Origin of the sequence: Phenylobacterium sp. (genome assembly GCF_030698145.1) — a bacterium.
Classification (GTDB): domain Bacteria; phylum Pseudomonadota; class Alphaproteobacteria; order Caulobacterales; family Caulobacteraceae; genus Phenylobacterium.
This window is the reverse complement of sequence record NZ_JAUYNW010000095.1, coordinates 23,202-47,632: the sequence shown is the minus strand read 5'-3', so window position 1 is coordinate 47,632 and position 24,431 is coordinate 23,202. Positions and strand designations below refer to the sequence as shown.

Genomic DNA, 24,431 nt, shown 5'->3' with positions numbered 1-24,431 from the left:
GCTGCGCAAAGCCGCCGAACGCACCGTCGAGGCCACCTGGCGGCGCATCGGCGATCTGCTCGGCCAATTCAGCCCAGCAGAATGCGCCAACTACCTCGTCAACTCAGGATACGCTCCAAGCTGAAACGGTCAGGCTCTAGGGGCGAGTCCCCGCCCTTGGCGGATTTGTCGGCTCGCGGACCGGTCCGCCGGCCCCCGCAACGTGGCCTGCCGGCCGTTTGTCACAAATCCGATACCGGAGCTTCACGGTTGCGACGCGTAACCGTCATCCAAATTTGGCGGAACCGTCACGGGACCTCGTTAAGCCGCGCCTAGCCTCAGAAGGCTACGGGGATAGCTCTACAAGGATCCTAATAATGACCATCAAAACCGCGCTTTGCGCCGGGGCGGCGCTTGGCGTGTTCCTGCTGGGCGCCACCGCCGCGCAGGCTCAAGACACCACCACCTCCTGGAAGGGCGCGCCGCAATTTCAGAACGACAGCCTGACCTTCAAGGTCCGTGGCCGCGTCTACGAGGACTACGTCTACCAAGACGTCGATCGTCAGACCGGTGCGGACTTCGAGGCCAGCAACAGCCGCCTGCGCACCGCGCGCCTGGGCGTCGAGGGCACCTGGAACGCCAACTGGGCCTACAAGGCCGAGATCAACTTCACCCGCGGCGGGTCGGAGTGGGAGGACCTGATCCTCGAATACAAGCCCAGCGACAACGTTTCGATCCTGGCCGGCAATTTCAAGACCGTCTCGCTCGAGAACATCACCTCGTCGCGCTACATCACCTTCATGGAGCGCGGTCCGTTCAACGACGTGCTCGGCATCGGTCGCGTGATGAACGTCCAGGTGAAGACCAACGGCCCGAACTGGACTCTGGCCGGCGCCATCTCGGGTGACAGCGTCAACAGCTCCGACGTGGCGACCAACGCCGCCACCGGCTCCAAGGAAGTGTTCGGCTTCAATGGCCGCGCCACCCTCGCGCCGATCATGACCGACAGCGACCAGGTCCACCTGGGCGTCTGGGCGCGGAGGCGCAATCGCGAGGACCAGGGCAACTTCTCCTACGCCGCGCGCAACAACACCAACTACGGCGCACAGTACGTGACCTCCGGCGGCATCGGCGTCAAAGACACCATGATCGGTCTCGAAGGCGCCTGGGTCCACGGCCCGTTCTCGGTCCAGGGCGAATGGGCGAACATCGACATTGAGCGCCCGGCCAACCTCGATGCTGAAGCCAAGGCTTGGTATCTCTACGGTAGCTGGTTCGTGACCGGCGAGACCCGCCGTTACGAAGGCAACAAGGGCGAGTTCAACCGGACGAAGATCCTCGATCCGATGACCAGCGGCGGCATGGGCGCGCTTGAGCTGGGCGTTCGCTACGACAGCGTCGACCTGACGGGCATCTCGGGCGTGACCACGGCCGGGGAATACTCGGCCTGGACCTTGGGGGCCAACTGGTACCCGCACCCCTACGTGCGCTTCATGGCCAACTACTCGATCTCGGAGAACGACAACGTGCCTGTCGGCGCCGATGTCGACGTCCACACCCTGCAATTCCGCGCTCAGTTCGATTTCTAAGACCCCCCGCGGGGCGGCCCCCGGGGCCGTCCCGCACCCCCTCTTCGAAGAGAGACATCCCGTGAAAAAGCTCCTGGCCAAAAAAGCCCTGCTCGGCTGCGCCGCCGCGGCCGCCATGCTCGCCACCAGCGCCCCGGCCTACGCCGCGCGCGACTTCGTCTGGGCCGCCGGTTCCTCGACCGTCTTCCCCTTCACCACCCGCGTGGCCGAGAACTTCGCCCGCAAGACCGGCAACAAGGCGCCCAAGGTCGAGAGTCTGGGCACCGGCGGCGGCATCAAGCTGTTCTGCTCGGGGATGGGCGACGCCTATCCGGACATCGCCAACGCCTCGCGCCCGATGAAGAAGTCGGAATTCGACGCCTGCGCCGCCAAGGGCGTGAAGGACATCGTCCAGATCAAGATCGGCTTCGACGGCATCGTCGTGGCGGTCGATAAGGACGGCGCCGACTACGCCTTCAAGCGCGAGCATCTCTATCTGGGCCTGGCCGCCAACGTGCTGCGCGGCGGCAAGTTCGTCCCCAACCCCTACACGACCTGGGACGAAATCGGCACGGGCCTGCCGGGCAACCGCATCACCGTCTATGGCCCGCCGCCGACCTCCGGCACCCGTGACGCGTGGATCGAACTGGCCATCGAGGAAGGCGCGCGGAAGTTCCCGACCGCCGACGAACTGCGCTCGAACAACGAGAAGAAGTTCAAGCAGCTCGTCGACCCGATGCGCAAGGATCACTGGATCGACGCCGGCGAGAACGACAACGCCATCGTCCAGACCCTGACCAAGACCCCCGGCGCGCTGGGCGTGTTCGGCTATTCGTTCCTTGAAGAGAACGGCGACAAGGTGAAGGGCGCCTCGATCAACGGCGTCAAGCCGACCCCCGGCTCGATCTCCGACGGCTCCTATCCGCTGTCGCGTTCGCTCTTCATCTACGTGAAGAAGGCCAATATCGGCGTGACCAAGGGCCTGCAGGAGTTCGTCAACGAGTACGTCTCCGACGCGGCCAGCGGCCGGGGCGGCTATCTGGCCACCCGCGGCCTGATCGCGCTGCCCGCCGGTCAGCACGCCGGCCAGCAGGGCGTCGCCCAGAAGCTGACGCCGATGGCGCGTCCGGTCAGCTGAGTTCGAGACACCGCTCGAGGAGAGCAGGAAACGCCGCGGCCCCCGGGTCGCGGCGTTTTTGCGTTTGGGAGGCTGCCACCGCCAGATGTTCCCCCTCTGGGGGAGCTCCCGGCCGAATGGCCGGGTGAGGGGGACTTTGACTCTAGTTTATGGGCTTCAGCCCCCTCCGACACGTCGCCGAAGAGGGCGCCGCGCCACCTCCACGCGCTGCGCGCTGGGGGCGGATCTGAAGGCTCCCTACGCCGTGGCCTCGACGCGGCGGCGCCGCACGCGGGTCAGCCGGCGAAGCCTGCGCCAGAAGCGGGTCTTCTCGGGCTCGGGATAGGGCTGGAGGTTCTTCACGAAGTCCTCGGCGCAGGCCTTCCAGGAGAAGCCCTCGGCGAAGGCGCGCACCGCGCCCTTGTCCATCTTCAGCGCTTCGAGGCAGGCCTCGCGCAGGCCCTCGGTGGCGCTGTGGGCCAGCACCCCCGCGCCCGATCCTGGGATGATGTCTATGGGGCCGGGGGCCGGATAGGCCGCCACCGGGACCCCGGCGGCCATGGCCTCCAGGATCACCAGGCCGAAGGTGTCGGTGAGCGAGGGAAAGACGAAGGCGTCGGCGCAGGCGAAGTGGGCGGCCAGGTCCGCGCCGAACCTTGCGCCGGTGAACACCGCGCCCGGATAGCGCTCGATCAGCTCCTCGCGCTGCGGCCCGTCGCCGACCACCACCTTGGTCCCGGGCAGGTCGAGGCCCAGGAAGGCCTCAATGTTCTTCTCCACCGCCACGCGGCCCACCGACAGGAAGATCGGCCGCGGCAGGCCCTCGAAGATGTCGGGTTCGCCCGGACGCCGGGGATGGAACATCTCGGTGTCCACCCCCCGCGACCAGACCGAGATATTGCCGAAGCCGTGCCGCTCCAGCTCGTCCTTCATGGTGGGCGTCGTGACCATCATCCGGCCCGACGGCTTGTGGAACCACTTCATGTAGGCGTAGCCGGCCGCCAGCGGCAAAGGCAGCCGGGCCGACACGTATTCCGGGAACCGGGTGTGGTAGCTGGTGGTGAAGGGCAGCTTCCACTCCACGCAGATGCGCCGCGCCGCCAGGCCCAGGGGGCCCTCGGTGGCGATGTGGATCGCCTCGGGCTCGAAGGCCTTGAAGCGTTCCTGCACCGGCTCGTGGGCGGCGATCGCCACCTTGATCTCGGGATAGGTCGGCAGCGGGAAGGTCTTGAACTGGCCCGGGCTGATCACCTCGACCGAGTGGCCGAGAGCCTTCAGTTCGTCGATCACCCGCGTCAGGGTCTGCACCACGCCGTTGACCTGGGGGGTCCAGGCGTCGGTGACCATCAGGATGCGCATCGGCTTCTGGCCGTCGGCGCGCGGCGCGGTGATCGCCTCGCGGATGCGGGTGGCGGGGCGCGCATTGGTCAGGGCCTGACTCTGCAGCCAGGCCCAGAAGGCGCCCAGCAGGGCCTCCTTGGTCGGGAAATGGCGATAGACGGTGCGCTCGCCCACCTCCGCCTCGGCGGCGATCTCGGCGAAGCTCAGGTCTTCGAGCGGGCCCGATTCCAGCCTGCGCGCCACCGCGTGCATGATCTGGTCCTGGGTCGCCTGCTTCTGGCGGTCGCGCAGGTTCGACGTGTAGCGTGACGGAGGCATCATGACAGTGGCACTGTCATCAAAACAGCTGGACTGTCAATGATGGCGCTCTAGGCGGCCTCGGCGAGCGGCTCGGGCAGGCGGCCCCGACGGTCGATGGACGACCAGGACCGCAGCTTGGCCCATTCCAGGATTTCCAGCCGCCCGTCCGGATGCTCGACCAGGGCCGAGCAGCTTTCCACCCAATCGCCGTCATTGATATAGGCGACGCCGTCGATGTCGCGCATCTCGGCCTTGTGGATGTGGCCGCAGATCACCCCGTCCACCCCGCGCCGGCGGGCCTCGTCGGCCACGGCGGCCTCGAAGTTCTCCACGAACTGCAGGGCGTTCTTGACCCGGGTCTTCAGATAGGCCGAGAGGCTCCAGTAGCCGAAGCCCAGCCGCCGGCGCACCCGGTTGAACAGGGTGTTGGCGGTGAGCAGCAGGCGGTAGGAATAGTCGCCGACAAAGGCCAGCCAGCGGGCGTGCTGCACCACCCCGTCGAACTCGTCGCCGTGGGTCACCAGGAACCGTCGTCCGTCGGCGGTCTCGTGGATGGCGTCGCGCGCCACAATCACCCCGCCGAAGTGGACGCCGACGAAGTCGCGCACGCCCTCGTCGTGGTTGCCGGGCACATAGATGACGTTCACGCCCTTGCGGGCCATGCGCAGGATCTTCTGGACGACATCGTTGTGGCTCTGCGGCCAATGCCATCCCGACCGCAGCTTCCAGCCGTCGATGATGTCGCCCACCAGGTAGAGGGTGTCGCATTCGATATGGCGGATGAAATCCAGCAGCAGTTCGGCCTGGCAGCCACGCGTGCCCAGATGGATGTCGGAAATGAACACGGTCCGATAACGTCGGACTCCCGGATCGACCATCGGCGCCCTTTCACGTGCGGCCTATTGCCCATCCGCTAGGCTGATTGCGTGTCAGTCTCATGAAACCAACCTCAGCCCTTTTGTCGCGCCGCCTTTCAGCGTAAGGAATCCGGAAGGCCGACCCTCCCCAGGTCTTCCGAACATAAGGTCCTATGGACGCCCGAACCTATCCTGCGAAGGAAACGCCGAAGTCTCGGCGGACCCGAGCGCGCATCCTTGACGCCGCCATGCGGCTGTTCGCCGAGGTCGGCTACCACGCCGCGACCAATGCGATGATCGCCGACGCCGCGAACCTGACTCGCGGCGCCATGCTCTATCATTTCGCCAGCCGCGAGGAGCTGGTCGAGGCCGCCGTGGCGCATATCGAGGTCGAGCGCGCGCGCCTGTTCGAACAGGCCGCCTCAGCGCCCGCCACGCCCGGCGTGGACGCCGCCGAGCACGCCATCGACGCCTATTGGGCCCTGCTGCACGAGCCCCCGTTCCAGGCCTTCGGCGAACTGGAGGCCGCGGCGCGGACCGATCCGATGCTGCGCGTGCGCCTGGCCGGCGCCCAGAGCGCCTTCGACCACAACCAGGTCGGCGACCGGTTCCTGGCCCTCACCTCGGCCGGCGAGGACCCGCGCTTCCAGACCAGCCGCGACCTTGGCCGCTTCTTGCTGGAAGGTCTGGCCAAGGGCGCGATGACCTATGACGAGACCGCCCGCAAGGAGCGCCTGCTGACCGTCGTCAAGCGCGCGGTGCGGGTGCTCAACCGCAAGGGCGACGTCCAGGAACTCTGGCCGGAGTAGCCGCCGTCCCGGCAGGTTGACCTAAGCGGCTTGCGCCCAAAAGGCCTTGCGATACTACAGGGTAAGGTCACGCGGTAGCCGGGGGGCGGCCGACGGGTCGGGGGGAGTGTCCAGGGGTCATGACTGAGCGCAAGGGCGCCCGATCGACCGACCGTTTCACCCGCAAGCGCGAGGCGATCCTGGATGCGTCGACGCTGATCCTGAACCAGAAGGGCGTGAAGGGCCTCACCCTGGGTGTGGCCGCCGCGGCGGTGGACCTTTCGACCACCAGCGTCACCTACTATTTCAAGCGCAAGGACGACCTGGCCGCCGCCTGCATGATGCGCGGGATCGCCTGGCTGCAGGCCGCCGCCGACCAGGCCATGGGCGAGGCCAGCCCCGAGGCCCGGCTGCGGAAGCTGCTGGAACTCTACCTGGAGCGCCTGCGGATCACGGCGCTGGGCCAGGCGCCGCCCCTGCCGTATCTCTCCGACATCCGGGCGCTGAACAACCCGCGCCGCGCCGAGGTGACCGAGGCGTTCCTGAAGCTGTTCCGCAAGGTGCGCGGGGTGTTCGACACCCCCGACCTCGCCTGGCTGGGCCGGGGGCGGCGCACCGCGCGGACCCACATGTTGATGGAGCAGATCTTCTGGGCCGCCGCCTGGCTGCCCAAGTACGACCCCGAGGACTATCCGCGCATCCGCGAGCGGATGATGGACATTCTCCTGGGCGGCCTGGCCGTGGAGGGCGCCGAATGGGGCCCCGCCCCGATCCCGCTCGCCGACCTGGCGGCCCGCGACGGTCACGAGATGAGCCGCGAGACCTTTCTGCTGGCGGCGACGCGGCTGATCAATTCACGCGGTTATCGCGGCGCCTCGGTCGACAAGATCTCGGCCGAGCTCAACGTCACCAAGGGCTCGTTCTACCATCACAACGACGCCAAGGATGACCTTGTGGTGGCCTGCTTCGATCGCACCTTCGAGGTGATGCGCCGGGTTCAGCGCCTGGCCATGGGCCTGGCCGGGGACCAGTGGCTGAAGCTGACCAGCGCCGCGGGGGCCCTGGCCGAATACCAGCTTTCGGAACACGGCCCGCTGCTGCGCACCTCGGCGCTCTCGGCCCTGCCCGAGGCCATCCGCGATGAGCAGGTGGCTCACTCCAACCGGGTGTCCGACCGTTTCGCCTCAATGATCTCCGACGGGATCTCAGAGGGTTCGGTCCGTCCGGTCGATCCGTTCATCGCCGCCCAGATGCTGAACGCCACCCTGAACGCCGGGGCCGAGTTGGGCTTCTGGGTGCCGGGCGTGACGCAGAAGGCCGCGCCCTCGGTCTTCGCCCGGCCGCTGCTGATGGGGATCTTCGCGAAGTAGGACGCGCTCTAGGCGCTCAACGCCACCGGCGAGCCCGTGGCGCCGTTCTGCTTGTCCGTCCACACCTGCTCGACCACGTGCAGCAGGCGCTCGGCGGTGATCGGCTTGGTCACGTGGCCGTCGGCGCCGGCCGCGGCCGAGGCCAGGGCGTGCTCGGGCATGGCGTTGGCGGTGAGCGTGTAGATCGGGGTGCGCGGCTCGTTGTTGCGCTCTTCGCGCCGGCGGATGGCCTTGATCGCGGTCAGGCCGTCCATCACCGGCATCTGCATGTCCATGAGGATCAGGTCGAAGCGCGAGCGGGCGGCCTCGTCCACGGCCTCGGCGCCGTTCTCGACGCTGAACAGGTCGACCCCGGCGGCGCCCAGGATCAGCTCCACGACCCGGCGGTTGGTCGGATGGTCCTCGGCCAGCAGGACCCGCATGGTGTCCAGCTCGGCTTCCTCGGTGTGGTGGGTCTCGTGCTCGCCCCACATTTCCACGGTGCCTTGGCGGCGCGGCAGCTCCAGGGAGAAGTAGAAGGTGGCGCCCCGGCCCGGCGTGGCGTCGGCGGTCAGCTCCCCGCCCATGGCCTCGGCCAGGTTGCGCGAGATGGCCAGGCCCAGGCCCGTGCCGCCGTACTTGCGGGTGATCGAGCCGTCGGCCTGCTGGAAGCGGCCGAACAGCCGCTGGCGGGTCGCCTCGTCGAAGCCGATGCCGGTGTCGGAGACGGAGAAGGTCAGGTGGGTGGTGGTCTCGTCGCGGCGGGCGCGCACGGTCAGCTTCACCTCGCCGCCCGAGGTGAACTTCACCGCATTGCCCAGCAGGTTGCTGAGGATCTGGCGGATGCGCGGGGCGTCGCCCTCGAACATGCCCTGGGCGTAGGGCTCCAGCTCGACCCTCAGGTCGATGTCCTTGGCCTGGGCCGAGGCCTCGAACAGCGCCGCGCAGGCGTTGACCGAGGTGGTGAGGTCGAAGGGCTCGGGACGGATCTCCATCCGGCCGGCCTCGATGCGGGCCAGGTCCAGGATGTCGGTGAGCAGGGCTTCCAGGGTCTGGGCCGAGGTCTCGATCAACTCGACCATCTCCGCCTGGTTCGGAGAGAGCTCGGTGCGGGCCAGGGCGCCTGCGATGCCCATGACGCCGTTCAGCGGTGTACGGATCTCGTGGCTCATATTGGCCAGGAATTCGCTCTTGGCCTTGTTGGCGGCCTCGGCGTCGCCGGCCGCCTTGACCAGGTCGCGCTGGGCGTGGTGGCGCGAGCACTCGTTGGCGGCGATGGCGGCCAGGTCGGTCAGGTAGGCGGCCAGGGTCGGATCGAAAGCGCGGGGTTCGTGATGGGCCACGCAGACCACGCCGATGGGCGAGCCCTCGTCCATGCGGATCGGGACGCCGGCATAGAACCGCACCCCCTCCGGACCGTTCACATGGGGGTGGGCCGAGAAGCGCGGATCGTCGCGGGCGTCGGCCACCCACAGGACCTCGTCGCACTCCACCGCGACCTGCGAGAACGACTGGTCCTCACTCACCTGTTCGTCGTTCCAGTCCGGGCCGATGCTGGCGTGCCAGGTGCGCTGGGCGCCCACCAGGACCACGTCGCCGAGCTCCATGGCCGAGAAGGCGCGGGCCAGCCTGCCGATCCGCTCGAAAGTCGGCTTCAGCTCATCAAGATCGAGTGTCGCGATGGCGGCAAGACGCGCGGCTTCCGCCTGCGGCGCCGGTCCTTCCTCGGACATCTGTTCCCCCAACACGTTTTGTGGCGGGACACTGATCGTTTTGGGTTAAATTTCCGTCTTTATTCGAACGCTGTTCGGCAACCTCCACTAGAAAGCTGTGGAGCAATCCGCGCCGCCGGCCGCGCCCGGAAACGACGGCCCCGGCGCGCGCGAATCCAAGCGCCGCAACCGCTTCTACAGCAGCTTTATCTCGCGCAGCCGCTCCAGCAGGAACGCGTCGGCGGTGATCGGCGGCAGGCCCTGGTCGGGGTGCGTCTCGTCGACGCAACCAGGCAGGGTGACGATCTCGTAGTCCGGATTGAAGTGCAGGAAGAACGGCGTCGAGTAGCGCGCGAAGCCTCGCCGCTCGGGCGCTGGATTGACCACCCGGTGGGTGGTTGAGGGCAGCACCCTGTTGGTCAGGCGTTGCAGCATGTCGCCGATATTGCAGACCACCGAGCCGGCCGGCGGATTGATCGCCAGCCATTGGCCGTCGCGGTCCAAGGCCTCCAACCCAGCTTCCTCTGCGCCCAGCAGCAGGGTGATGACATTGATGTCCTCATGCGCCCCGGCGCGGATGTTGGGACCATCCTTCGGAACCGGCGGATAGTGCAGCAGGCGCAGGATGGAGTTGCCCTGGTCCACAGTGGCGTCGAAGAAATGCCGGTCCAGCTTCAGATAGGTGGCGATGGCCTCCAGGACCTTGCGGCCGAGCGCGTCCAGGGTCTGGAACAGCCAGGCGATCTCGGCGTGGAACTCCGGGACCTCGGCGGGCCAGACATTGTCGGGCATCGAGGCGCGGTAAGGGTGGCTCGCCGGCAGGTCCCGGCCCATGTGCCAGAACTCCTTCAGGTCGAAATGCTTGGCGTCCTTGGCCGTTTCGATGCCGAACGGGGTGTAGCCGCGCTGGCCGCCGACCCCGACATATTGCGACTTCACCGCCTCGGGCAGGGCGAAGAAGGCCTTGGCCGCGGCGATGGCGCGCTCGATGCGGTCCTGGGGCAGGCCGTGGTCGGAGATCACCGCGAAACCGTAGCGGGCGAAGGAGCCGCCGAGGTCGCGGGAAAAGCCGTTGAAATCGCGTCCGAAGTCCTGGAACGAGACGGGCTGGATCGAAGCTTGGGTCATGAGCGATCCCCTACACCGAGGCGCCCGGTCGGGCAAAAACCTCGTGAAGCGCGCCGGTCACGAGCCGACCTTCTCCTTGTCCTTCTCGACGATGCGGCGGGACTCCGCGAGGTTGGTGCGTTCGGCGTCCTCCTCGGCCGCCTTGCGCATTTCGGCGCTGAGCAGCTTGTCCATCGTCTGGCGGGAGTCGCGAGCGGCCAGGATGAAATTCTCCTCTTCGCCGTAGATGGGGGCGAGTTCGTCGAACAGCGCCTTGTCCAGCTTGCGGAAATAGGTCGCCGCGCGGGTGGCGCGGTACTCGCTGAACCCTAGGCCCACCAGGGCGCGCCGGCCGACCGCCAGGGCCCCCTCGAAGGTCTCGCGCTCCACGTCGTCGGCGCCGTTGCGCAGCAGGTCGTAGGCGTGCCGGCGGTCCCAGGCCCGCGCCAGGATGGTGAGGTGCGGGAAGGCCTGGCGCGCGGCCTCCACCAGTTCGGCCGCCTTGTCCTGGTCGTCGATGGCCACGATCAGCATCGAGGCCTTGTCGATACCGGCGGTGCGCAGCAGGTCCAACCGCACGGCGTCGCCATAGTGCACCTTGCGACCGAAGCGGCGCAGGGTCTCGATCTGCTCGATGCTGGAGTCCAGGGTGACCACGTTGAAGTCGTTGGCCATCAGCAGGCGCGCGGCGATCTGACCGAACCGGCCGAAGCCCGCGACGATGACGTGGGGGTCCTCCTCGAACGGCTCGTGGGCGGGCTTGGGGCCCTCGGCGATGGGGCCGTTCAGCACCAGGGCCTGATGAGCGGCCATGGCCAGGGGCGTGGCGGCCATGGACAGGGCCACGGTGGCGGTGATCAGCTTGGCGAGCTCGGCGTCGATCACCCCGGCCCCGACCGTGAAGGTCAGCAGGACGAAGGCGAACTCCCCGCCCTGGGCCAGGGCCACGGCGGTGGCGCCGGCCTCGAGGCCGGGCATCTTGAAGAACCGCGCGGCGGCATACATCGCGGCGGCCTTCAGCACCATCAGCCCGGCCACCAGGCCGGCCAGCAACAGCGGCTGGGCCAGGATCACCGCGAAGTCGAGACCCGCGCCGACGGTGATGAAGAACAGGCCCAGCAGCAGGCCGCGGAACGGCTCGATGTCGGTCTCCAGCTCGCGGCGGAACTCGCTCTCGGCCAGCACCACCCCGGCCAGGAAGGCGCCCAGGGCCGGGGAGAGCCCCACGGTCTGCATCAGGGCCGCGACGCTGATCACCAGCAGCAGGGCGAAGGCGGTGAAGATCTCGCGCAACCGGGCCGCGGCGATGAACCGGAAGATCGGCTGGGTCAGGTACTTGCCCCCGACCACCACCGCGCCCACCGCGCCCATGATCGCCAGGGCCCGCGCCCAGCCTGGCAGGTCGCCCAGCAGGTCGCCGCCGTGAGCGCCGGCCTGGGCCGCGGCGTCGGGGGCGATGGTGGCCAGGAAGGGCAGCAGGGCGAAGAGCGGGATCACCGCCAGGTCCTGGAACAGCAGCACGCCGAACGCCGCCTCGCCGACCGCGCCCTGGCGCAGGCCGCGCTCCTCGAGGCTGGCCAGGACGATGGCGGTGGACGACATCGACAGCACCAGACCGACCGCCAGGGCCATCTGCCACGGCAGCCCCATGGCCAGGGCCGTCCCGCCCGCCAGGGCCGTGGTGAAGGTGACCTGCGCCCCGCCCAGGCCGAAGATCGCCGTGCGCATCCGCCAGAGCAGGGCGGGGCGGACCTCGAGCCCGATCAGGAACAGCAGGATGACCACGCCGAACTCGGCGAACTTCATGACGTCGACGGGCTCGCCGACCAGGTCGAGGACGAACGGCCCGACCAGCACCCCGGCGATCAGGTAGCCCAGCACCGAGCCCAGTCCCAGGCGCTTGGCGATCGGAACCGAGATCACGCCCGCCGCCAGATAGACCAGGGCCTGGATCAGAAGTCCGTCGCCATGCATGCTTAGATCTCGGCCTCGCCTTGGAGCCCCGACTATGGCCCGACGAGGCGGCATATGCGCATCGGAATCTAATTCACCAACTGTTGATATTCTCGGCGTCGTGACCTAAGGGAACCCGCATGGCGAACAAGGTTCAAAAAGACGCGGTCGAGGCCCTGGCGGGTCATCTGTTCGACGGCATGACCATCATGGCCGGCGGCTTCGGCCTCTGCGGCATCCCTGAAAACCTCATCGCGGCGATCCGCGAGGCCGGGACGAAGAACCTGACCGTGGTCTCCAACAACTGCGGGATCGACGGCTTCGGCCTCGGGGTCCTGCTGGAGAGCGGCCAGATCAAGAAGATGATCTCGTCCTATGTGGGCGAGAACAAGCTGTTCGAGCAGCTCTATCTCTCCGGCGACCTGCAGCTCGAATTCAATCCCCAGGGCACGCTCGCCGAACGCATCCGCGCCGGCGGCGCCGGCATCCCGGCGTTCTTCACCAAGACCGGGGTCGGCACCCTGGTGGCCGAGGGCAAGGAAGTCCGCGAGTTCGACGGCGAGCTCTATGTGATGGAGCGCGGCCTCGTCGCCGACCTCGCCATCGTCAAGGCCCATACCGGTGACGCCGAGGGCAACCTCGTCTACCGGAAGACCGCACGGAACTTCAATCCGATGATGGCCACGGCGGGCAAGATCACAATCGCCGAGGTCGAGCACCTGGTCGAGATCGGCCAGCTCGACAAGGACAACATCCACACGCCGGGCATCTATGTGGACCGCATCCTGCCCGGCGCGAAGTTCGAGAAGCGGATCGAGCGCGTGACCACGCGCCCACGTGAAGAAGCCGCCCGTGAAGAAGAGGCGTCGGCATAATGGCCTGGACCCGCGAACAGATGGCCGCCCGCGCGGCGATGGAGCTGCGCGACGGCTTCTATGTGAACCTGGGCATCGGCATCCCGACCCTGGTGGCCAACTACATCCCTGCCGACATCCATGTGACCCTGCAGAGCGAGAACGGCATGCTGGGCATGGGCCCCTTCCCCTTCGAGGGGGAAGAGGACGCCGACCTGATCAACGCCGGCAAGCAGACCATCACCGAGCTGGATAGCTCGTCCTATTTCTCCAGCGCCGACAGCTTCGCCATGATCCGCGGCGGCCATATCGCGCTCTCCATCCTGGGCGGCATGCAGGTCTCCGAGAAGGGCGACCTGGCCAACTGGATGGTGCCGGGCAAGGTGGTGAAGGGCATGGGTGGGGCCATGGACCTGGTGGCTGGCGTCAAGCGCGTGGTCGTGGTCATGGACCATGTGGAGAAGTCCGGCGCGCCCAAGCTGCTCAAGGCCTGCACCCTACCGCTCACCGGGGCCGGGGTGGTCGACCTGCTGATCACTGACCTGGGCGTCTTCGACATCAGCCGAGGCAAATCGCCCCTGACGCTCACGGCGCTCGCCGACGGCGTCACGCTCGATGAGATCAAGGCCAGGACCGAGGCCGAGTTCGCCGTCGCGATCTAGCATCCGGCTCGGCGATACATCCGTATCTCATCGGCGAAACGGCGGTTTGTCCCGCCGGCGCCTGATGAGATGATGAGCCCATGAAACCGACCCTGACCGCCGCGGCGCTGGCCGCCGTCTTCGGCCTCACCGCCGCCACGCCGCTGAGCGCGCCCGCCTGGGCCGCCGGCCCGCTCAAGACCGCGGTGTTCGCCGGCGGCTGCTTCTGGTCCGTCGAGAAGGCCATGGAGGGCCTGCCCGGCGTGACCGAGGCGGTGTCCGGCTATTCCGGCGGCGACGTGAAGAACCCGGACTACCAGAACCACGAGGGCCACCTGGAGGCCGTGAAGGTCACCTACGACCCCGCCAAGATCAGCTACGCCAAGCTGGTCGACGGCTTCTTCCACAACATCGACCCGATCGATTCCGGCGGCCAGATCTGCGACCGCGGCCATGCCTATACGACGGCGGTCTTCATCTCGACCGAGGCCGAGCGCGCGACGGCGGCGCAGGTGAAGGCGCAGGTGGCCAAGACCCTGGGCAAGCCGGTGGCGACCCGCGTGCTGCGCGCCTCCGCCTTCTGGCCCGCCGAGGCCTATCACCAGGACTACGCCAAGCGGAATCCCGCCGCCTACAACCGCTACCGGATCGGCTGCGGCCGCGACCGCGCGCTCAAGGCCGTATGGGGATCGGCCTACCACTGACCGGGTCGCGCGGCTTGGGCGCGAAGCCCTCGCCCAGGAACATCTCGGCGCGGCGCTTGCGCTTGCGGTCCAGCCGGACGCTGAAGATCTCGCGCTCGGACACCGTGGCGAAGTCGGCCGCCATCTCGTCGAGATAAACCTGCTCCAGGCTCACGCCCAGCACCCGGGCGCCGTTCTCCCGCGTCAGCGGGGCGGTGGTCTCGGCCTGGTTCTGCGGATGGGCCTCGCGCAGCCACATGACCAGCGGCGGCTGGCCGGGCAGGGCGAAGAAGTCGCGCCCGTAATAGGCCGCGGCGTTGAACAGGAACCGGTCGTTGACCGCGATGGCGGTGAGCCCGCCGACCGGCTCGCGCAGGGCGCGCTCGACGATCTGCTCGGTGATTTGCTCCCAGCCCTTGGCGCGCTTGAACGAATTGGCCAGGCCCACCTTGTCGGCGAACGGTGGGTTCAGCACACAGGCCAGGAACACCATGGCGGTCGCGGCCTGGATGGCGATCGCCGCGATCAGCCAGCCCCGCGCCCGCCAGCGGATCAACCAGGCGCCCACCAGGATCGAGGCGGCCACGTAGCCCGCGCCGGACCAGTTGGCGTTGGCGCGACTGATGAACGCCTGGCCGGTGACGATCAGGAACGGCGGCAGGGCGAAGCAGAGCAGGGTGATGTCGGCCGCCGTCAGCCGCTTGCGCCAGGCCAGCAGCACGCTCCCGCCCACCAGGACCGCGAACGGAATGGGTCCGAACACTCCGAACTGCGAGACGATGAAGTCGCTGAGCTCGGCGAAGTTAAACAGCTTGCGCCCACCCCAGGCGGCGTTGGCGGCGGTGTGCTGGACGGTGGCGAAGCCGTGGGCGGCGTTCCAGGCGATATTGGGCGCCATCACCGCGAGGAAGGCGGCCAGGGCCGCCGCCGCGCTGGCCCAGGTCCAGGCGGCGCGGGCCTCCTTCGACAGGGCCAGATGCAGGGCCACCGCGATCAGGGTGTAGACCGCCGCGTACTTGCTGAGAAAGGCCAGGCCCACGGCTGCGCCAAACCCGGCTGCCAGCAGCAGGCGCCGGCGTCCCGTGGCGCCCGGCAGACGCACATAGGCCACCAGCGACAGGCCGATGAACATCAGCAGGGGCGCGTCGGTCGCCGCCACCAGCGAGGAGAGCTGCACGCCCGGCATCAGCAGATAGAGCGCCGCCCCGGCCAGGGCCGCGGCGGGCCCGTACAGCGAGCGCCCCACCGCATAGACGCACAGCGTGGTTCCGGCGTGGAACAGGGGCGAGGCCAACCGTACCCAAGCCTCGGAAGCACCCCCCAGCGCGGTGGTGCTCCAGATGGTCCAGGCGATCATCGGCGGCTTGGAGAAGTAGCCCCAGTCCAGGGTGCGCGACCACATCCAGTACTGGGCTTCGTCAGGATAGAGCTCCAGGGGCGTGGCGAACAACGCCGCCAGGCGCACCACTGTCAGGGCCGCGGTGACCAGCAGGACCGCGCGCCATTCGGCGTCGAATCCGTGGTCGGACAATGTGTTGCGGGCCACGTGGGTCTCCTGAAACGGCGGGGAAGGTTGCGCGGCGCGGCGTGTCTGTAAAGCGACAGGCGCCGCCTTTCCGGGCGACCGTCATCCGAGGGGCCGTAACCGTAACAAATCCGTCACCCACACCGACAAATTCCGCGCTATAGGACCGGCAAGACTGGGGAAGAGCGGGGCAGCTCCACCCCATCTCGATGGATGAGGGGATCTCAATGAAAATGATGAACAGGCTCGCCAGCGGCGTGGCTCTGACGGTGCTCGTTTGCGCCATGTCCACCGCGGTCTACGCGCAGGAAACCACCGGCTCCCTGCGGGGTCAGGTGACCGACGAGACCGGAGCGGCCATCGGCGGCGCGACCGTTACGGTGACGCACGCGCCGACGGGTTCGGCCTCCACCTCGATGACCGGCCCTGACGGCTACTTCTCCGCGCGCGGCCTGCGCGTGGGCGGCCCCTATCGGGTGACGGCCACCGCGCCGGCGTTTGATCGCGGACAGGTGACCGTCCAGTCGGTGGGTGTCGGCGATCCGGCCAATGTCGAGGTCCTGCTCTATCGGCCCGGTTCGGCGGAAGTCGCCGAACTCGTGGTCACCGGCGCCGCGGCGGCGGTGAGCCAGGGCGGCCCCTCCTCGAACTACACGGCGACCGTCATCGAAGAACTGCCGTCGATCAGCCGCGACCTGAAGGACGTGGCTCGTCTCGACCCGTTCGCCACCATCGACGCTTCGAACCAGGACGCGCTGTCCTTCGCGGGCACCAACACCCGCTTCAACCAGCTCACAGTCAACGGCGTGCGCCAGAACGACGACTTCGGGCTGAACAACAACGGCTACCCCACTCAGCGCTCGCCTATTCCGCTAGACGCCGTGGGCGCGGTCAACGTCTCGATCGCGCCTTACAGCCCGATCAACAACGGCTTCACGGGCGGCCAGATCAACGCCGTCATCAAGTCGGGCGGCAACGAGTTCTCCGGCTCGATCTTCGCCGAGAAGACCGGCCGCGACTTCCAGGGCGACACCATCCGAGGCGCGCCGGCAGGAACGGCCTTCGAGGAAAAGAACTGGGGCGTCACGCTCGGCGGTCCGATCATCAAGGACACCCTGTTCTTCTTCCTGGCCTACGAAAAGTTCGAGGGTGAGCTGGGCTTCGACGAAGGCCCCACCGGATCCGGCGCTTCGGTGATCATTCCGCGCATCAGCACCCAGGCCGTCGATCTCTTCCAGACCGACACGAAGCGCGTCTACAACTACGATCCGGGCAACTATCTGTCGGGCGCCTTTCCGGTCGAGGACGAGAAGAAGCTCGTCAAGTTCGACTGGAACATCACCGACAAGCACCGCGCGGAGTTCGTCTACCAGAACACCCTCGGCAACTCGCTGAACGGTTCCACCTCCTCGACCTTCGCCCAAGGCAACAGCGTCACCCAGCCTCGCGTCGGCCTGGAGACCAACGACTACAACAAGATCGAAGAACTCACGGTCTATACGGTCCAGGTGAACTCGCAGTGGACGGAGAACTTCTCCACCGAGTTCCGGTATTCCAGCAAGGAAACCGACACCCAGCAGAATCCGCTGGGCGGCCTGGGCGTGGGCGAGGTCAATGTCACGGTGAACGATCTGCCAGGCGTCGCGGCCGGCGCGGGCAACGCTCAGATCCGTTTTGGCGCCGACATCAACCGGCACGACAACTATCTCAATGTGAAGGTCGAGACCCTCGAAGCCATCGCCCGATATAACTGGGGTGCGCATGACTTCATGGTCGGCCTGCGCACCGAGCAGGACGACGTCTTGAACGTCTTTGTCGGCAACTCGCTTGGCTCCTACACCTTCTCCAGCTACGCGAACTATCTGAGCCGCGTCGCCTCAGGCTTCACTTTGGCGGGCGGCGTCAATCCGACCGGCGGCACGGTTCCCGCCACCCTCGGGACCGCCCGAGCCGGCGCCGCCACGTTCGGCTATCGCCTGACTAGCCTCTACGCCGAGGACCGTCTCCAGGTGCTGCCGAACCTCGACATCCTGGCCGGGGTGCGCTTCGACACCTACTCCATGGACGATCTGCCGACCTTCAACGCGGCCTTCCAGTCGCGGAACGGCTTCTCCAACCAGCAGAACCTAGACGGCAAGCATGTGGTTCTGCCGCGCGTCTCGTTCAATTGGGAGCCGATGGAGCGGTTGAGGGTCTCCGGCGGCGTCGGTCGCTTCTCCTCGACCGGCCTTAACGTGTGGGTGTCCAACGCCTTTTCCAACAACGGCGTGAACCAGACCAACGCTATCTGCACCGGAACCTTCACCAACGTCGACCTGACCAAGGCCCCTGCCGGCTGTACGTTCACGCCGGGCAATGGCAACACCAACATCGTCAGCCCAGGGTTCCAGATCCCGACCGTCTGGAAGGCCAACATCTCTGTGGGCTACGAGTTCGATCTCGGCCGCTTCGGCGATGGCTGGCTGGTGCAGGCCGACTACATCCGCTCCACCAACCAGAACGCCCTCTACTGGTATGATCTGCGCGCCCGCCAGATCGGCGTCGCGCCGGACGGTCGCGCTGTCTACGGCCGCAACAACGTCGGCACGACCACGGGCAATGACTTCGATTTCATGCTGGGCAATATCGACAAGGGTGGTTCGGAATCCTACGCCCTGACCATCGCCAAGTCCTGGAACGAAGGCTTCCTCGAAGGTCTCGGCGGTCGATTTGTCTATACGCACACCGAGTCGGAAGACGCCAACCCGATGACGAGCTCGATCGCTTTCTCGAGCTACACTCGGTTTGCAACCGTCGACGCCCAGCGTCCCAGTTCGGAGCGGTCGGACTACGAAATTCGCGACCGGTTCGCCGTGGATGTGTCCTACGCCCGCAAGTTCTTCGGCGACAACAAGACTTCGCTCCGCCTCTTCGCGCAGCAACGAACGGGCCTTCCGTTCAGCTACACCTTCGCCAACAGTCGGAGCGGGAACTTCGACAACGACTTCGGCCAAGCCGTTTCGAGCTATTCGGGCCGGCAGGCCTCGTCGAACGCGCTGCTTTACGTTCCTCAGGCGGCCGGCGGCAGCGTCACGGCCACCAGCGACCCGCGGGTCACCTACGGGCCGGGCTTCAACGTAGCGGCCTTCAACACCTTCCTGCAGCAGTCCGGCCTGATCGGCTACGCCGGCTCCATCGTGCCGCGGAACGCGTTCGACAATCCCGACGTGACGACGGTCGACCTGCGCCTCAGCCAAGAGCTGCCGGCCTTCTTCCCCAACGGCGCCAAGCTGCTGGTCTATATGGACGTGGAGAACTTGGGGAACCTGCTCAACGACGAGTGGGGCGTGACTGAGCAGTACGATTTCTATCGCGGCGTGCCGGTGGTGAACGTCCAGTGTGGAGCGGGCGGGGCTCCGGCCTGTGCGGCGCCGGGCGCGGTCTACACCTACTCTGGCACCGGTGTCGGCGGGGCCTTCCAGAACCCGGTGAAACCCTTCCTGCGCAGCGAGAACTCGCTGTGGCAGGTCAAGGTCGGTGTAAAGTACAAATTCTGATCAGGCCCCCGGGCCGACGATTTGGGGGCGGCCGCAGCGATGCGGCCGCCCTTTTCTTTTGCGCCGCTTGACGCGGGGGCCCGCTCCGCCCATCTGCGCGCGTCCGCTGGTAATAGGAACGCCATGACTGTCCTCGTCCCCGCCGAATGGGCCCCGCACCGCGCCATGTGGCTGGGTTTCCCCAGCCATGCGGACCTGTGGGAGGAGGACCTGCCCGCCGCCCAGGCCGAGGTGGCGGCCCTGGCCCGCGCCCTGGCCGGGCCGGGCGGCGAACGCGTGCGCTTGCTGACCGGGTCGAACGCCGGCGAGGCCGAGGCCCGGCGCCTGCTCGGCGACGTCGCCGAGATCGAGATCGTCCCCGGACGGTTCGGCGATATCTGGCTGCGCGACACCGGCCCGATCTTCGCCAGGGGGTCGGACGGCGACAGCGCGCGCGGCTTCCGGTTCAACGGCTGGGGCGGCAGCTACGAGCTGGAGCACGACGACGAGGTGGCCGGCCAGATCGCCGCGGCCTCGGGCGTTCCGCTCACGGAGCACGACTTCATCCTGGAGGGCGGCGCCGTCGACCACGACGGGGCCGGCACGGTGCTGACCACCGGCCAGTGCGTGCTCAACCCCAACCGCAATCCCGGCTGGACGGAAGCCGCCGCCGAGGCCGCCTTCGCCCAGGCCCTGGGCGCGCGCAAGGTGCTGTGGCTGGGGGAGGGCCTGGCCAACGACCACACCGACGGCCATGTCGACAACCTGGCGCGCTTCGTCGCTCCGGGCGTGGTGGTCTGCCCCGTCGCCTTCGGGCGGGGCGACGTGAACGTCGAAGCCTATGACGACGCCGCGCGCCGGCTGGCCGCCATGACCGACGCCGACGGCCGGCCGCTGAAGGTGGTCCGCATCCCCTCGCCCGGCTGGATCGAAAGCCATGAGGGCGGGGCCGCCCCGGCCAGCCACATGAACTTCATCATCGCCAACGGGGCGGTGATCATGCCCACCTATGGCGAGGGCCGCGCCACGGACTTCGCCCTGGAGGCCCTGAAGAGCGTGTTCCCCGACCGCCAGGTCGTCGGCCTGCCGTCGGGCGCCATCCTGACCGGCGGGGGATCCTTCCACTGCATCACCCAGCAGGAGCCCGCCTGATGGCCCGCACCATCGACGTCGCCGCGATCCAGACCGCCTACGGTATGGACCTGGCCGCCAACATCAGGAAGACCGAGGGCTTCATCCGCCACGCCGCCGCCCGGGGCGCCCAGGTGATCCTGCCGTCCGAGCTGTTCCAGGGCCCCTATTTCTGCGTGGCCCAGGAGGAGCGCTGGTTCGCGGAAGCCCATCCGTGGCGGGAGCATCCCTGCGTCACCGCCCTGGCCCCGCTGGCGGCCGAGCTGGGCGTCGTCCTGCCGATCTCGATCTTCGAGCGCGAGGGGCCGCACTAGTTCAACAGCCAGGTGATGGTCGACGCCGACGGCTCGCTGCTGGGCGTCTACCGCAAGAGCCATATCCCCGACGGCCCGGGCTATATGGAGAAGTACTACTTCCGGCCCGGCGACACCGGCTTCAAGGTCTGGGACACCCGCTTCGGCCGGCTCGGCGTCGGCATCTGCTGGGACCAGTGGTATCCGGAGGCCGCTCGCGCCATGACCCTGATGGGCGCTGAGGTGCTGCTCTATCCCACCGCCATCGGCTCGGAGCCGCACGACGCGACCCTGGACACCGCCGCGCCCTGGCGGCGCGCCATGCAGGGCCACGCGGTCTCCAATGTCATCCCGGTGGTGGGCGCCAACCGCATCGGCTTCGAGCCCTGGGAGAACTACCCCAACGGCGGCCAGGCCTTCTACGGCAGCTCCTTCATCGCCGACCATCGCGGCGACCTGGTCTCCACGCTGGGCCGCGACGACGAGGGTCTGGTGCAGGCCAGCTTCGACCTGGACTTCCTCTCCGCCCACCGCGCGGCCTGGGGTTTCTTCCGCGACCGCCGCGCCGACCTCTACGGCGCATTGACGGCGCCGCGCCCGTCCTGACCCACCGCTGTCATCCCGGTTTGCGTAGCAAGACCGGGACCCATGAACACCTGATGATCCAGGACATGGCGAAGGCCGCGCCAACCCGGTGAGATCAGGCGCGTATGGGTCCCGGATAAGCGCTTCGCGCTTTCCAGGATGACACGGTTTTGCAATGGTCGACAGATGCTCGAAACGCCCCGCCTGATCCTACGCCGCTTCCAGGATGAAGACCGCGAGGCCTTCGCCGCGATGAACGGCGACCCGCGCGTCGGCGACTGGCTGGGCGGCGTCAGCGACCGGGCCGCCAGCGACGCCACCCTCGACCGGATCAACGCCCATATCGACGCCAACGGCTGGGGCCTCTGGGCCGCCGAGCGCAAGGCCGACACGCGGCTGGTCGGCATGATCGGGCTCTCGACGGTCAAAGCCGACGCCTTGCCGGTCGGACCGGCCATCGAGATGGGCTGGCGGCTCGCGCCCGAGGCCTGGGGCGAGGGCCTGGCCAGCGAGGGCGCCCAGGCCGCCCTCGACTGGGGCCTGGCCAACATCGACGCACGGGAGATCATCGCCTTCACCGCGGCGACCAACCTCAAATCCCAGGCGGTGATGACCCGCATCGGCATGTCGCCCGACCCGGCCCGGGACTTCGACCATCCGAGGCTGGCGCAGGATCACCCCCTGCGCCGCCACGTGGTCTATGTGGCGCGCCGATAGGGCCCGCCGGACGCGGCCACGTCGCGCCATGCGGGAAGGGCGCGTAGGATCGCCTCGGCCTGGCCGTGGGCGACGGTTGGATCTAGGCCTTGAGTCGAGATCAGCCAGCCTGCGTAGTTGGCGAGCTTCTCCGGGTAGGACTGCATCGTTCCATCTTCCCTCGCGCAGTAGCGGCAGTAGGTCTTGGCGATATCGCCGCCCGCGTGGTCTTCCGCGTCTTCCATCGGCATGCCGCATGCGATGCAGATCGAGCTCACGAGCAAACCCCCCTCACCGGATCATGGCGAGATAATTGCGGACGAGTTCACCACTCCGCTCGGCCAGGACAGAGCGATTGGGCGCGAACAGGTCGCGGTTCAGCAGATAGTAGTGAACGAGCGCCAGCCAGATGTTGAAGGCGAACGGAGGCTCGACCTTCAAAGGCGCTTCGCCCGCCTCGCGTTCAATGGACGCGAGAAGGTATGAGGCCACGCCCGAATTGACCTCGGTAAGCCGCGCTTGCACGTCTGGCGGGAACGTCCGTCTCTCCGCCACGATGTTGGCATGGAGGCCTTCGTGCTCGGCGAGCGCGCCAAGGTGGGCATGAAGGACATCTTCCGTGCTGTCCGCGACCTTGAGTTCGTGGCGAACCGCGTTGGCGGCGCTGACTACGGTCTCTTCCACCACTGCCGCGATGAGCGCCTCGCGCGTCTTGAAATGCGCGAAGACGCTGCCGTGCGAGACGCCGGCTTCCATCGCGATGTCCTGTGTGCGGACCATCGAGAATCCCTCTCGCCCGAACACTCTGCACGCGGCGAGGAGTATCCGCTGACGCGTTTGCAAGCGCTGCTTGTCACGAAGCGTATGGGTTTCCATTTCATTGACTCTACACTCATTGAGTTATAGGTCAATTACGGTGCGGAGGTCGAGACGATGAGGCATGCAACACAAGCGGCGCTCGACGTGCTGGAGCCGCTACTGGGCGAGGTGCCTAGGCGTTCGGACCTGCGGGAACGCGGTCGCGGTGTCTTCTATCGAAAGAGCCGAGCATGGCTGCATTTCCACGAAGATCCAGCCGGCCTCTTCGCGGACTTGAGGAGCGAAGGCGACTGGCTGCGGATCGACGTCACCGACGATTCCGGCAAGGCCGCCCTTCTGCGGCAGCTTGATGAGCAGGACAAGATCAGAGCCGACGCGCCAGTCGTTGGCTGTTGAAAACCAATTCAACAAGAGGCTCGAATGCACATTCGTACGATCTACTTCAAGGTCATGGAGATCGGCCCGTCTCGCGCCTTCTGGGCAGAGTTCCTCGCGATCGCGCCTCACAAGGACTTTGAAGGCTGGTGCGAATTCATGGTCGGCGACGTCCGTTTGGCCCTGCTCCCGCTCGAGAAATTCGAAGGCGGCGGGGGCTGTGTGCCTGTGTTCGAACTGCCGGACCGCGACGCCGTGCGCGATCGCGCCGCCAGTGCGATAGGCCTGGGCGCCCAGGTCCATCTCGACAATCTGGACGATCCCGACTCATCGAGCATCGCGTTGCTGGACCCGGCCGGCAATCAATTCGAGCTAACGAATTTCCACGACTAGCGAGGTTCGATCGGTTAGGCGCCGCAACCGCTCGGCGCGGCCTTCGCCTTACTCATCTCGGCGTGCGCCTTCTTCATATCGGCCTGGAACAGCGGATCGCCGTGCAGGGTCGCCACCATGGCCGAGGCCAGGGTCCGTCCGGCTTCGATGTCGCTGGGATAGTGCACGCCACAGATGGCGCGGCTGTCGCCCACCGACTTGCCCACCGCCAGCACCGCGTCGGTCCGGGCGGGTTTCAGCTCGGCCAGGATCAGGGCCCAGGCCCAGCCGGTCATGGAGTGGCCGGACGGATAGGAGGCGTTGGTCTTCATCCAGTCCTCGCGCGGCACGCAGATCGCCCGGTCGTCGCCGACCATCGGGCGGGTGCGGTTGAAGGCGTCCTTGGCCGGCTTGCCGACCGTGCGAACGTCGAGCTCGACCCGGTGCAGGACGCGCAGGGTGGCCGGGGTCCGCTGTTCGTCCAGTGCGACGCCCATCTTGCAGGCGTACTGCTTCAGCGCGCCGCCGCCCCACAGGTCGTTGTCGACGATGGCCTGGGCCCAGCGCGGGCTCCCCTCCAGCGACCGGGTCTCCAGGTATCGCGCCCGATCGGCCTGGCCGCGCAGGCTGTCGGGCGCCGGCGGCGGACCCAGCAGGGCCGCCCCGTCGATGGCCTCGGCGGCGAGATAGCCGGTCAGGGCGGTCGGGATCGGATTGAGCGGCGCGGCCAGGCTCTCGTCCACCGGCGGCGCGGCGGGCGTCAGGGCGGAACAGGCCGCCAGGGTCGCGGCCATGGCCACGCCGGCGAGGATCGAGGTCGTGCGGAACATGGGCCCTCTCTAGAACGGCTCCCGGAAATTGGGAACCGTTC

At 67.5% G+C, this 24,431-nt stretch carries 21 protein-coding genes and 2 pseudogenes; 13 read left to right on the top strand and 10 right to left on the bottom strand.

Features of this window, described 5'->3' with window-relative positions; translation table 11 throughout:
• The first annotated feature begins 356 nt into the window (after nt 1–356).
• Together Q8Q77_RS15080 and Q8Q77_RS15075 are read left to right on the top strand one after the other, a co-directional pair.
• Entirely contained in the window at nt 357–1,568 is a 1,212-nt protein-coding gene (locus Q8Q77_RS15080; RefSeq protein WP_305584444.1) for an OprO/OprP family phosphate-selective porin, read from the top strand.
• 115 nt (nt 1,569–1,683) lie between these two features.
• Entirely contained in the window at nt 1,684–2,685 is a 1,002-nt protein-coding gene (locus Q8Q77_RS15075; RefSeq protein WP_305584446.1) for a substrate-binding domain-containing protein, read from the top strand.
• A gap of 237 nt (nt 2,686–2,922) precedes the next feature.
• Here the strand turns inward: Q8Q77_RS15075 and Q8Q77_RS15070 are convergent, their stop codons facing one another.
• From Q8Q77_RS15070 to Q8Q77_RS15060, 3 genes and pseudogenes are all read right to left on the bottom strand, one after another.
• A complete protein-coding gene (locus tag Q8Q77_RS15070) occupies nt 2,923–4,023 on the bottom strand; it encodes a glycosyltransferase family 1 protein (RefSeq protein ID WP_305584445.1) in 1,101 nt (366 codons plus the stop codon).
• A 111-nt stretch (nt 4,024–4,134) separates the two neighbouring features.
• Nucleotides 4,135–4,257, bottom strand: a pseudogene (locus Q8Q77_RS15065) (TetR family transcriptional regulator); the annotation flags it as partial.
• 116 nt (nt 4,258–4,373) lie between these two features.
• Nucleotides 4,374–5,183: a UDP-2,3-diacylglucosamine diphosphatase gene (locus Q8Q77_RS15060; protein ID WP_305584443.1), complete on the bottom strand. Its 810-nt coding sequence runs from the start codon at nt 5,181–5,183 to the stop codon at nt 4,374–4,376.
• Between the two features lie 152 nt (nt 5,184–5,335).
• Here Q8Q77_RS15060 and Q8Q77_RS15055 point away from each other — a divergent pair, with 152 nt between their 5' ends.
• Nucleotides 5,336–5,971: a TetR/AcrR family transcriptional regulator gene (locus Q8Q77_RS15055; protein WP_305584442.1), complete on the top strand. Its 636-nt coding sequence runs from the start codon at nt 5,336–5,338 to the stop codon at nt 5,969–5,971.
• A 119-nt stretch (nt 5,972–6,090) separates the two neighbouring features.
• Complete coding sequence (locus tag Q8Q77_RS15050; protein ID WP_305584441.1) at nt 6,091–7,320, top strand: TetR/AcrR family transcriptional regulator; 1,230 nt, start codon at nt 6,091–6,093, stop codon at nt 7,318–7,320.
• Nucleotides 7,321–7,328: 8 nt separating this feature from the next.
• On the opposite strand, the gene Q8Q77_RS15045 is transcribed toward Q8Q77_RS15050, so the two are convergent.
• From Q8Q77_RS15045 to Q8Q77_RS15035, 3 genes are all read right to left on the bottom strand, one after another.
• Nucleotides 7,329–9,032 (bottom strand): GAF domain-containing hybrid sensor histidine kinase/response regulator, encoded by a 1,704-nt coding sequence (locus Q8Q77_RS15045; RefSeq protein WP_305584440.1) that lies wholly within the window; start codon nt 9,030–9,032, stop codon nt 7,329–7,331.
• Nucleotides 9,033–9,206: 174 nt separating this feature from the next.
• Entirely contained in the window at nt 9,207–10,139 is a 933-nt protein-coding gene (locus tag Q8Q77_RS15040; RefSeq protein WP_305584439.1) for an isopenicillin N synthase family oxygenase, read from the bottom strand.
• A gap of 57 nt (nt 10,140–10,196) precedes the next feature.
• Entirely contained in the window at nt 10,197–12,092 is a 1,896-nt protein-coding gene (locus tag Q8Q77_RS15035; protein ID WP_305584438.1) for a monovalent cation:proton antiporter-2 (CPA2) family protein, read from the bottom strand.
• A 119-nt stretch (nt 12,093–12,211) separates the two neighbouring features.
• On the opposite strand from Q8Q77_RS15035, the gene Q8Q77_RS15030 reads away from it, so the two are divergent.
• The 3 genes from Q8Q77_RS15030 (at nt 12,212) to msrA (ending at nt 14,270) form a co-directional block, all read left to right on the top strand.
• Nucleotides 12,212–12,946, top strand: a complete 735-nt coding sequence (locus tag Q8Q77_RS15030) for a CoA transferase subunit A (RefSeq protein WP_305584437.1) — start codon at nt 12,212–12,214, stop codon at nt 12,944–12,946.
• Nucleotides 12,946–13,587 carry a 3-oxoacid CoA-transferase subunit B gene (locus Q8Q77_RS15025; protein ID WP_305584436.1) on the top strand — a complete coding sequence of 214 codons (642 nt, stop codon included), beginning with the start codon at nt 12,946–12,948 and terminating at the stop codon, nt 13,585–13,587. The genes Q8Q77_RS15030 and Q8Q77_RS15025 overlap by 1 nt, the downstream gene beginning before the upstream one ends.
• 80 nt (nt 13,588–13,667) lie before the next feature.
• The gene (gene msrA, locus Q8Q77_RS15020) at nt 13,668–14,270 is read left to right on the top strand and encodes a peptide-methionine (S)-S-oxide reductase MsrA (RefSeq protein ID WP_305584434.1); all 603 of its coding nucleotides are present in this window, start codon (nt 13,668–13,670) and stop codon (nt 14,268–14,270) included.
• On the opposite strand, the gene Q8Q77_RS15015 is transcribed toward msrA, so the two are convergent.
• Nucleotides 14,239–15,795, bottom strand: coding sequence for a glycosyltransferase family 39 protein (locus tag Q8Q77_RS15015; protein WP_305584433.1), 1,557 nt, complete (start codon nt 15,793–15,795; stop codon nt 14,239–14,241). The genes msrA and Q8Q77_RS15015 overlap by 32 nt on opposite strands.
• A 206-nt stretch (nt 15,796–16,001) precedes the next feature.
• Between Q8Q77_RS15015 and Q8Q77_RS15010 the strand changes: the two genes are divergently transcribed.
• From Q8Q77_RS15010 to Q8Q77_RS14995, 4 genes and pseudogenes are all read left to right on the top strand, one after another.
• Nucleotides 16,002–19,310 (top strand): TonB-dependent receptor, encoded by a 3,309-nt coding sequence (locus Q8Q77_RS15010; RefSeq protein WP_305584431.1) that lies wholly within the window; start codon nt 16,002–16,004, stop codon nt 19,308–19,310.
• 123 nt (nt 19,311–19,433) lie between these two features.
• Nucleotides 19,434–20,441: an agmatine deiminase family protein gene (locus Q8Q77_RS15005; RefSeq protein ID WP_305584430.1), complete on the top strand. Its 1,008-nt coding sequence runs from the start codon at nt 19,434–19,436 to the stop codon at nt 20,439–20,441.
• Nucleotides 20,441–21,319 (top strand): annotated as a pseudogene (gene aguB, locus Q8Q77_RS15000) (N-carbamoylputrescine amidase). The gene Q8Q77_RS15005 and the pseudogene aguB overlap by 1 nt, the downstream one beginning before the upstream one ends.
• Before the next feature lie 165 nt (nt 21,320–21,484).
• Nucleotides 21,485–22,015: a GNAT family N-acetyltransferase gene (locus tag Q8Q77_RS14995; protein ID WP_305584429.1), complete on the top strand. Its 531-nt coding sequence runs from the start codon at nt 21,485–21,487 to the stop codon at nt 22,013–22,015.
• On the opposite strand, the gene Q8Q77_RS14990 is transcribed toward Q8Q77_RS14995, so the two are convergent.
• The gene (locus Q8Q77_RS14990; RefSeq protein WP_305584427.1) at nt 21,997–22,272 is read right to left on the bottom strand and encodes a zinc ribbon domain-containing protein; all 276 of its coding nucleotides are present in this window, start codon (nt 22,270–22,272) and stop codon (nt 21,997–21,999) included. The two genes, Q8Q77_RS14995 and Q8Q77_RS14990, sit on opposite strands and share 19 nt — an antisense overlap.
• Nucleotides 22,273–22,285: 13 nt before the next feature.
• Nucleotides 22,286–22,870 (bottom strand): TetR/AcrR family transcriptional regulator, encoded by a 585-nt coding sequence (locus tag Q8Q77_RS14985; protein ID WP_305584426.1) that lies wholly within the window; start codon nt 22,868–22,870, stop codon nt 22,286–22,288.
• Between the two features lie 57 nt (nt 22,871–22,927).
• On the opposite strand from Q8Q77_RS14985, the gene Q8Q77_RS14980 reads away from it, so the two are divergent.
• Nucleotides 22,928–23,209 (top strand): hypothetical protein, encoded by a 282-nt coding sequence (locus Q8Q77_RS14980; protein WP_305584425.1) that lies wholly within the window; start codon nt 22,928–22,930, stop codon nt 23,207–23,209.
• A 24-nt stretch (nt 23,210–23,233) separates the two neighbouring features.
• Complete coding sequence (locus tag Q8Q77_RS14975; RefSeq protein ID WP_305584424.1) at nt 23,234–23,581, top strand: VOC family protein; 348 nt, start codon at nt 23,234–23,236, stop codon at nt 23,579–23,581.
• Between the two features lie 14 nt (nt 23,582–23,595).
• Here the strand turns inward: Q8Q77_RS14975 and Q8Q77_RS14970 are convergent, their stop codons facing one another.
• On the bottom strand, nt 23,596–24,390 hold the full coding sequence (locus Q8Q77_RS14970; protein WP_305584423.1) for a phosphatase PAP2 family protein: 795 nt from the start codon (nt 24,388–24,390) through the stop codon (nt 23,596–23,598).
• Nucleotides 24,391–24,431: the final 41 nt, after the last annotated feature.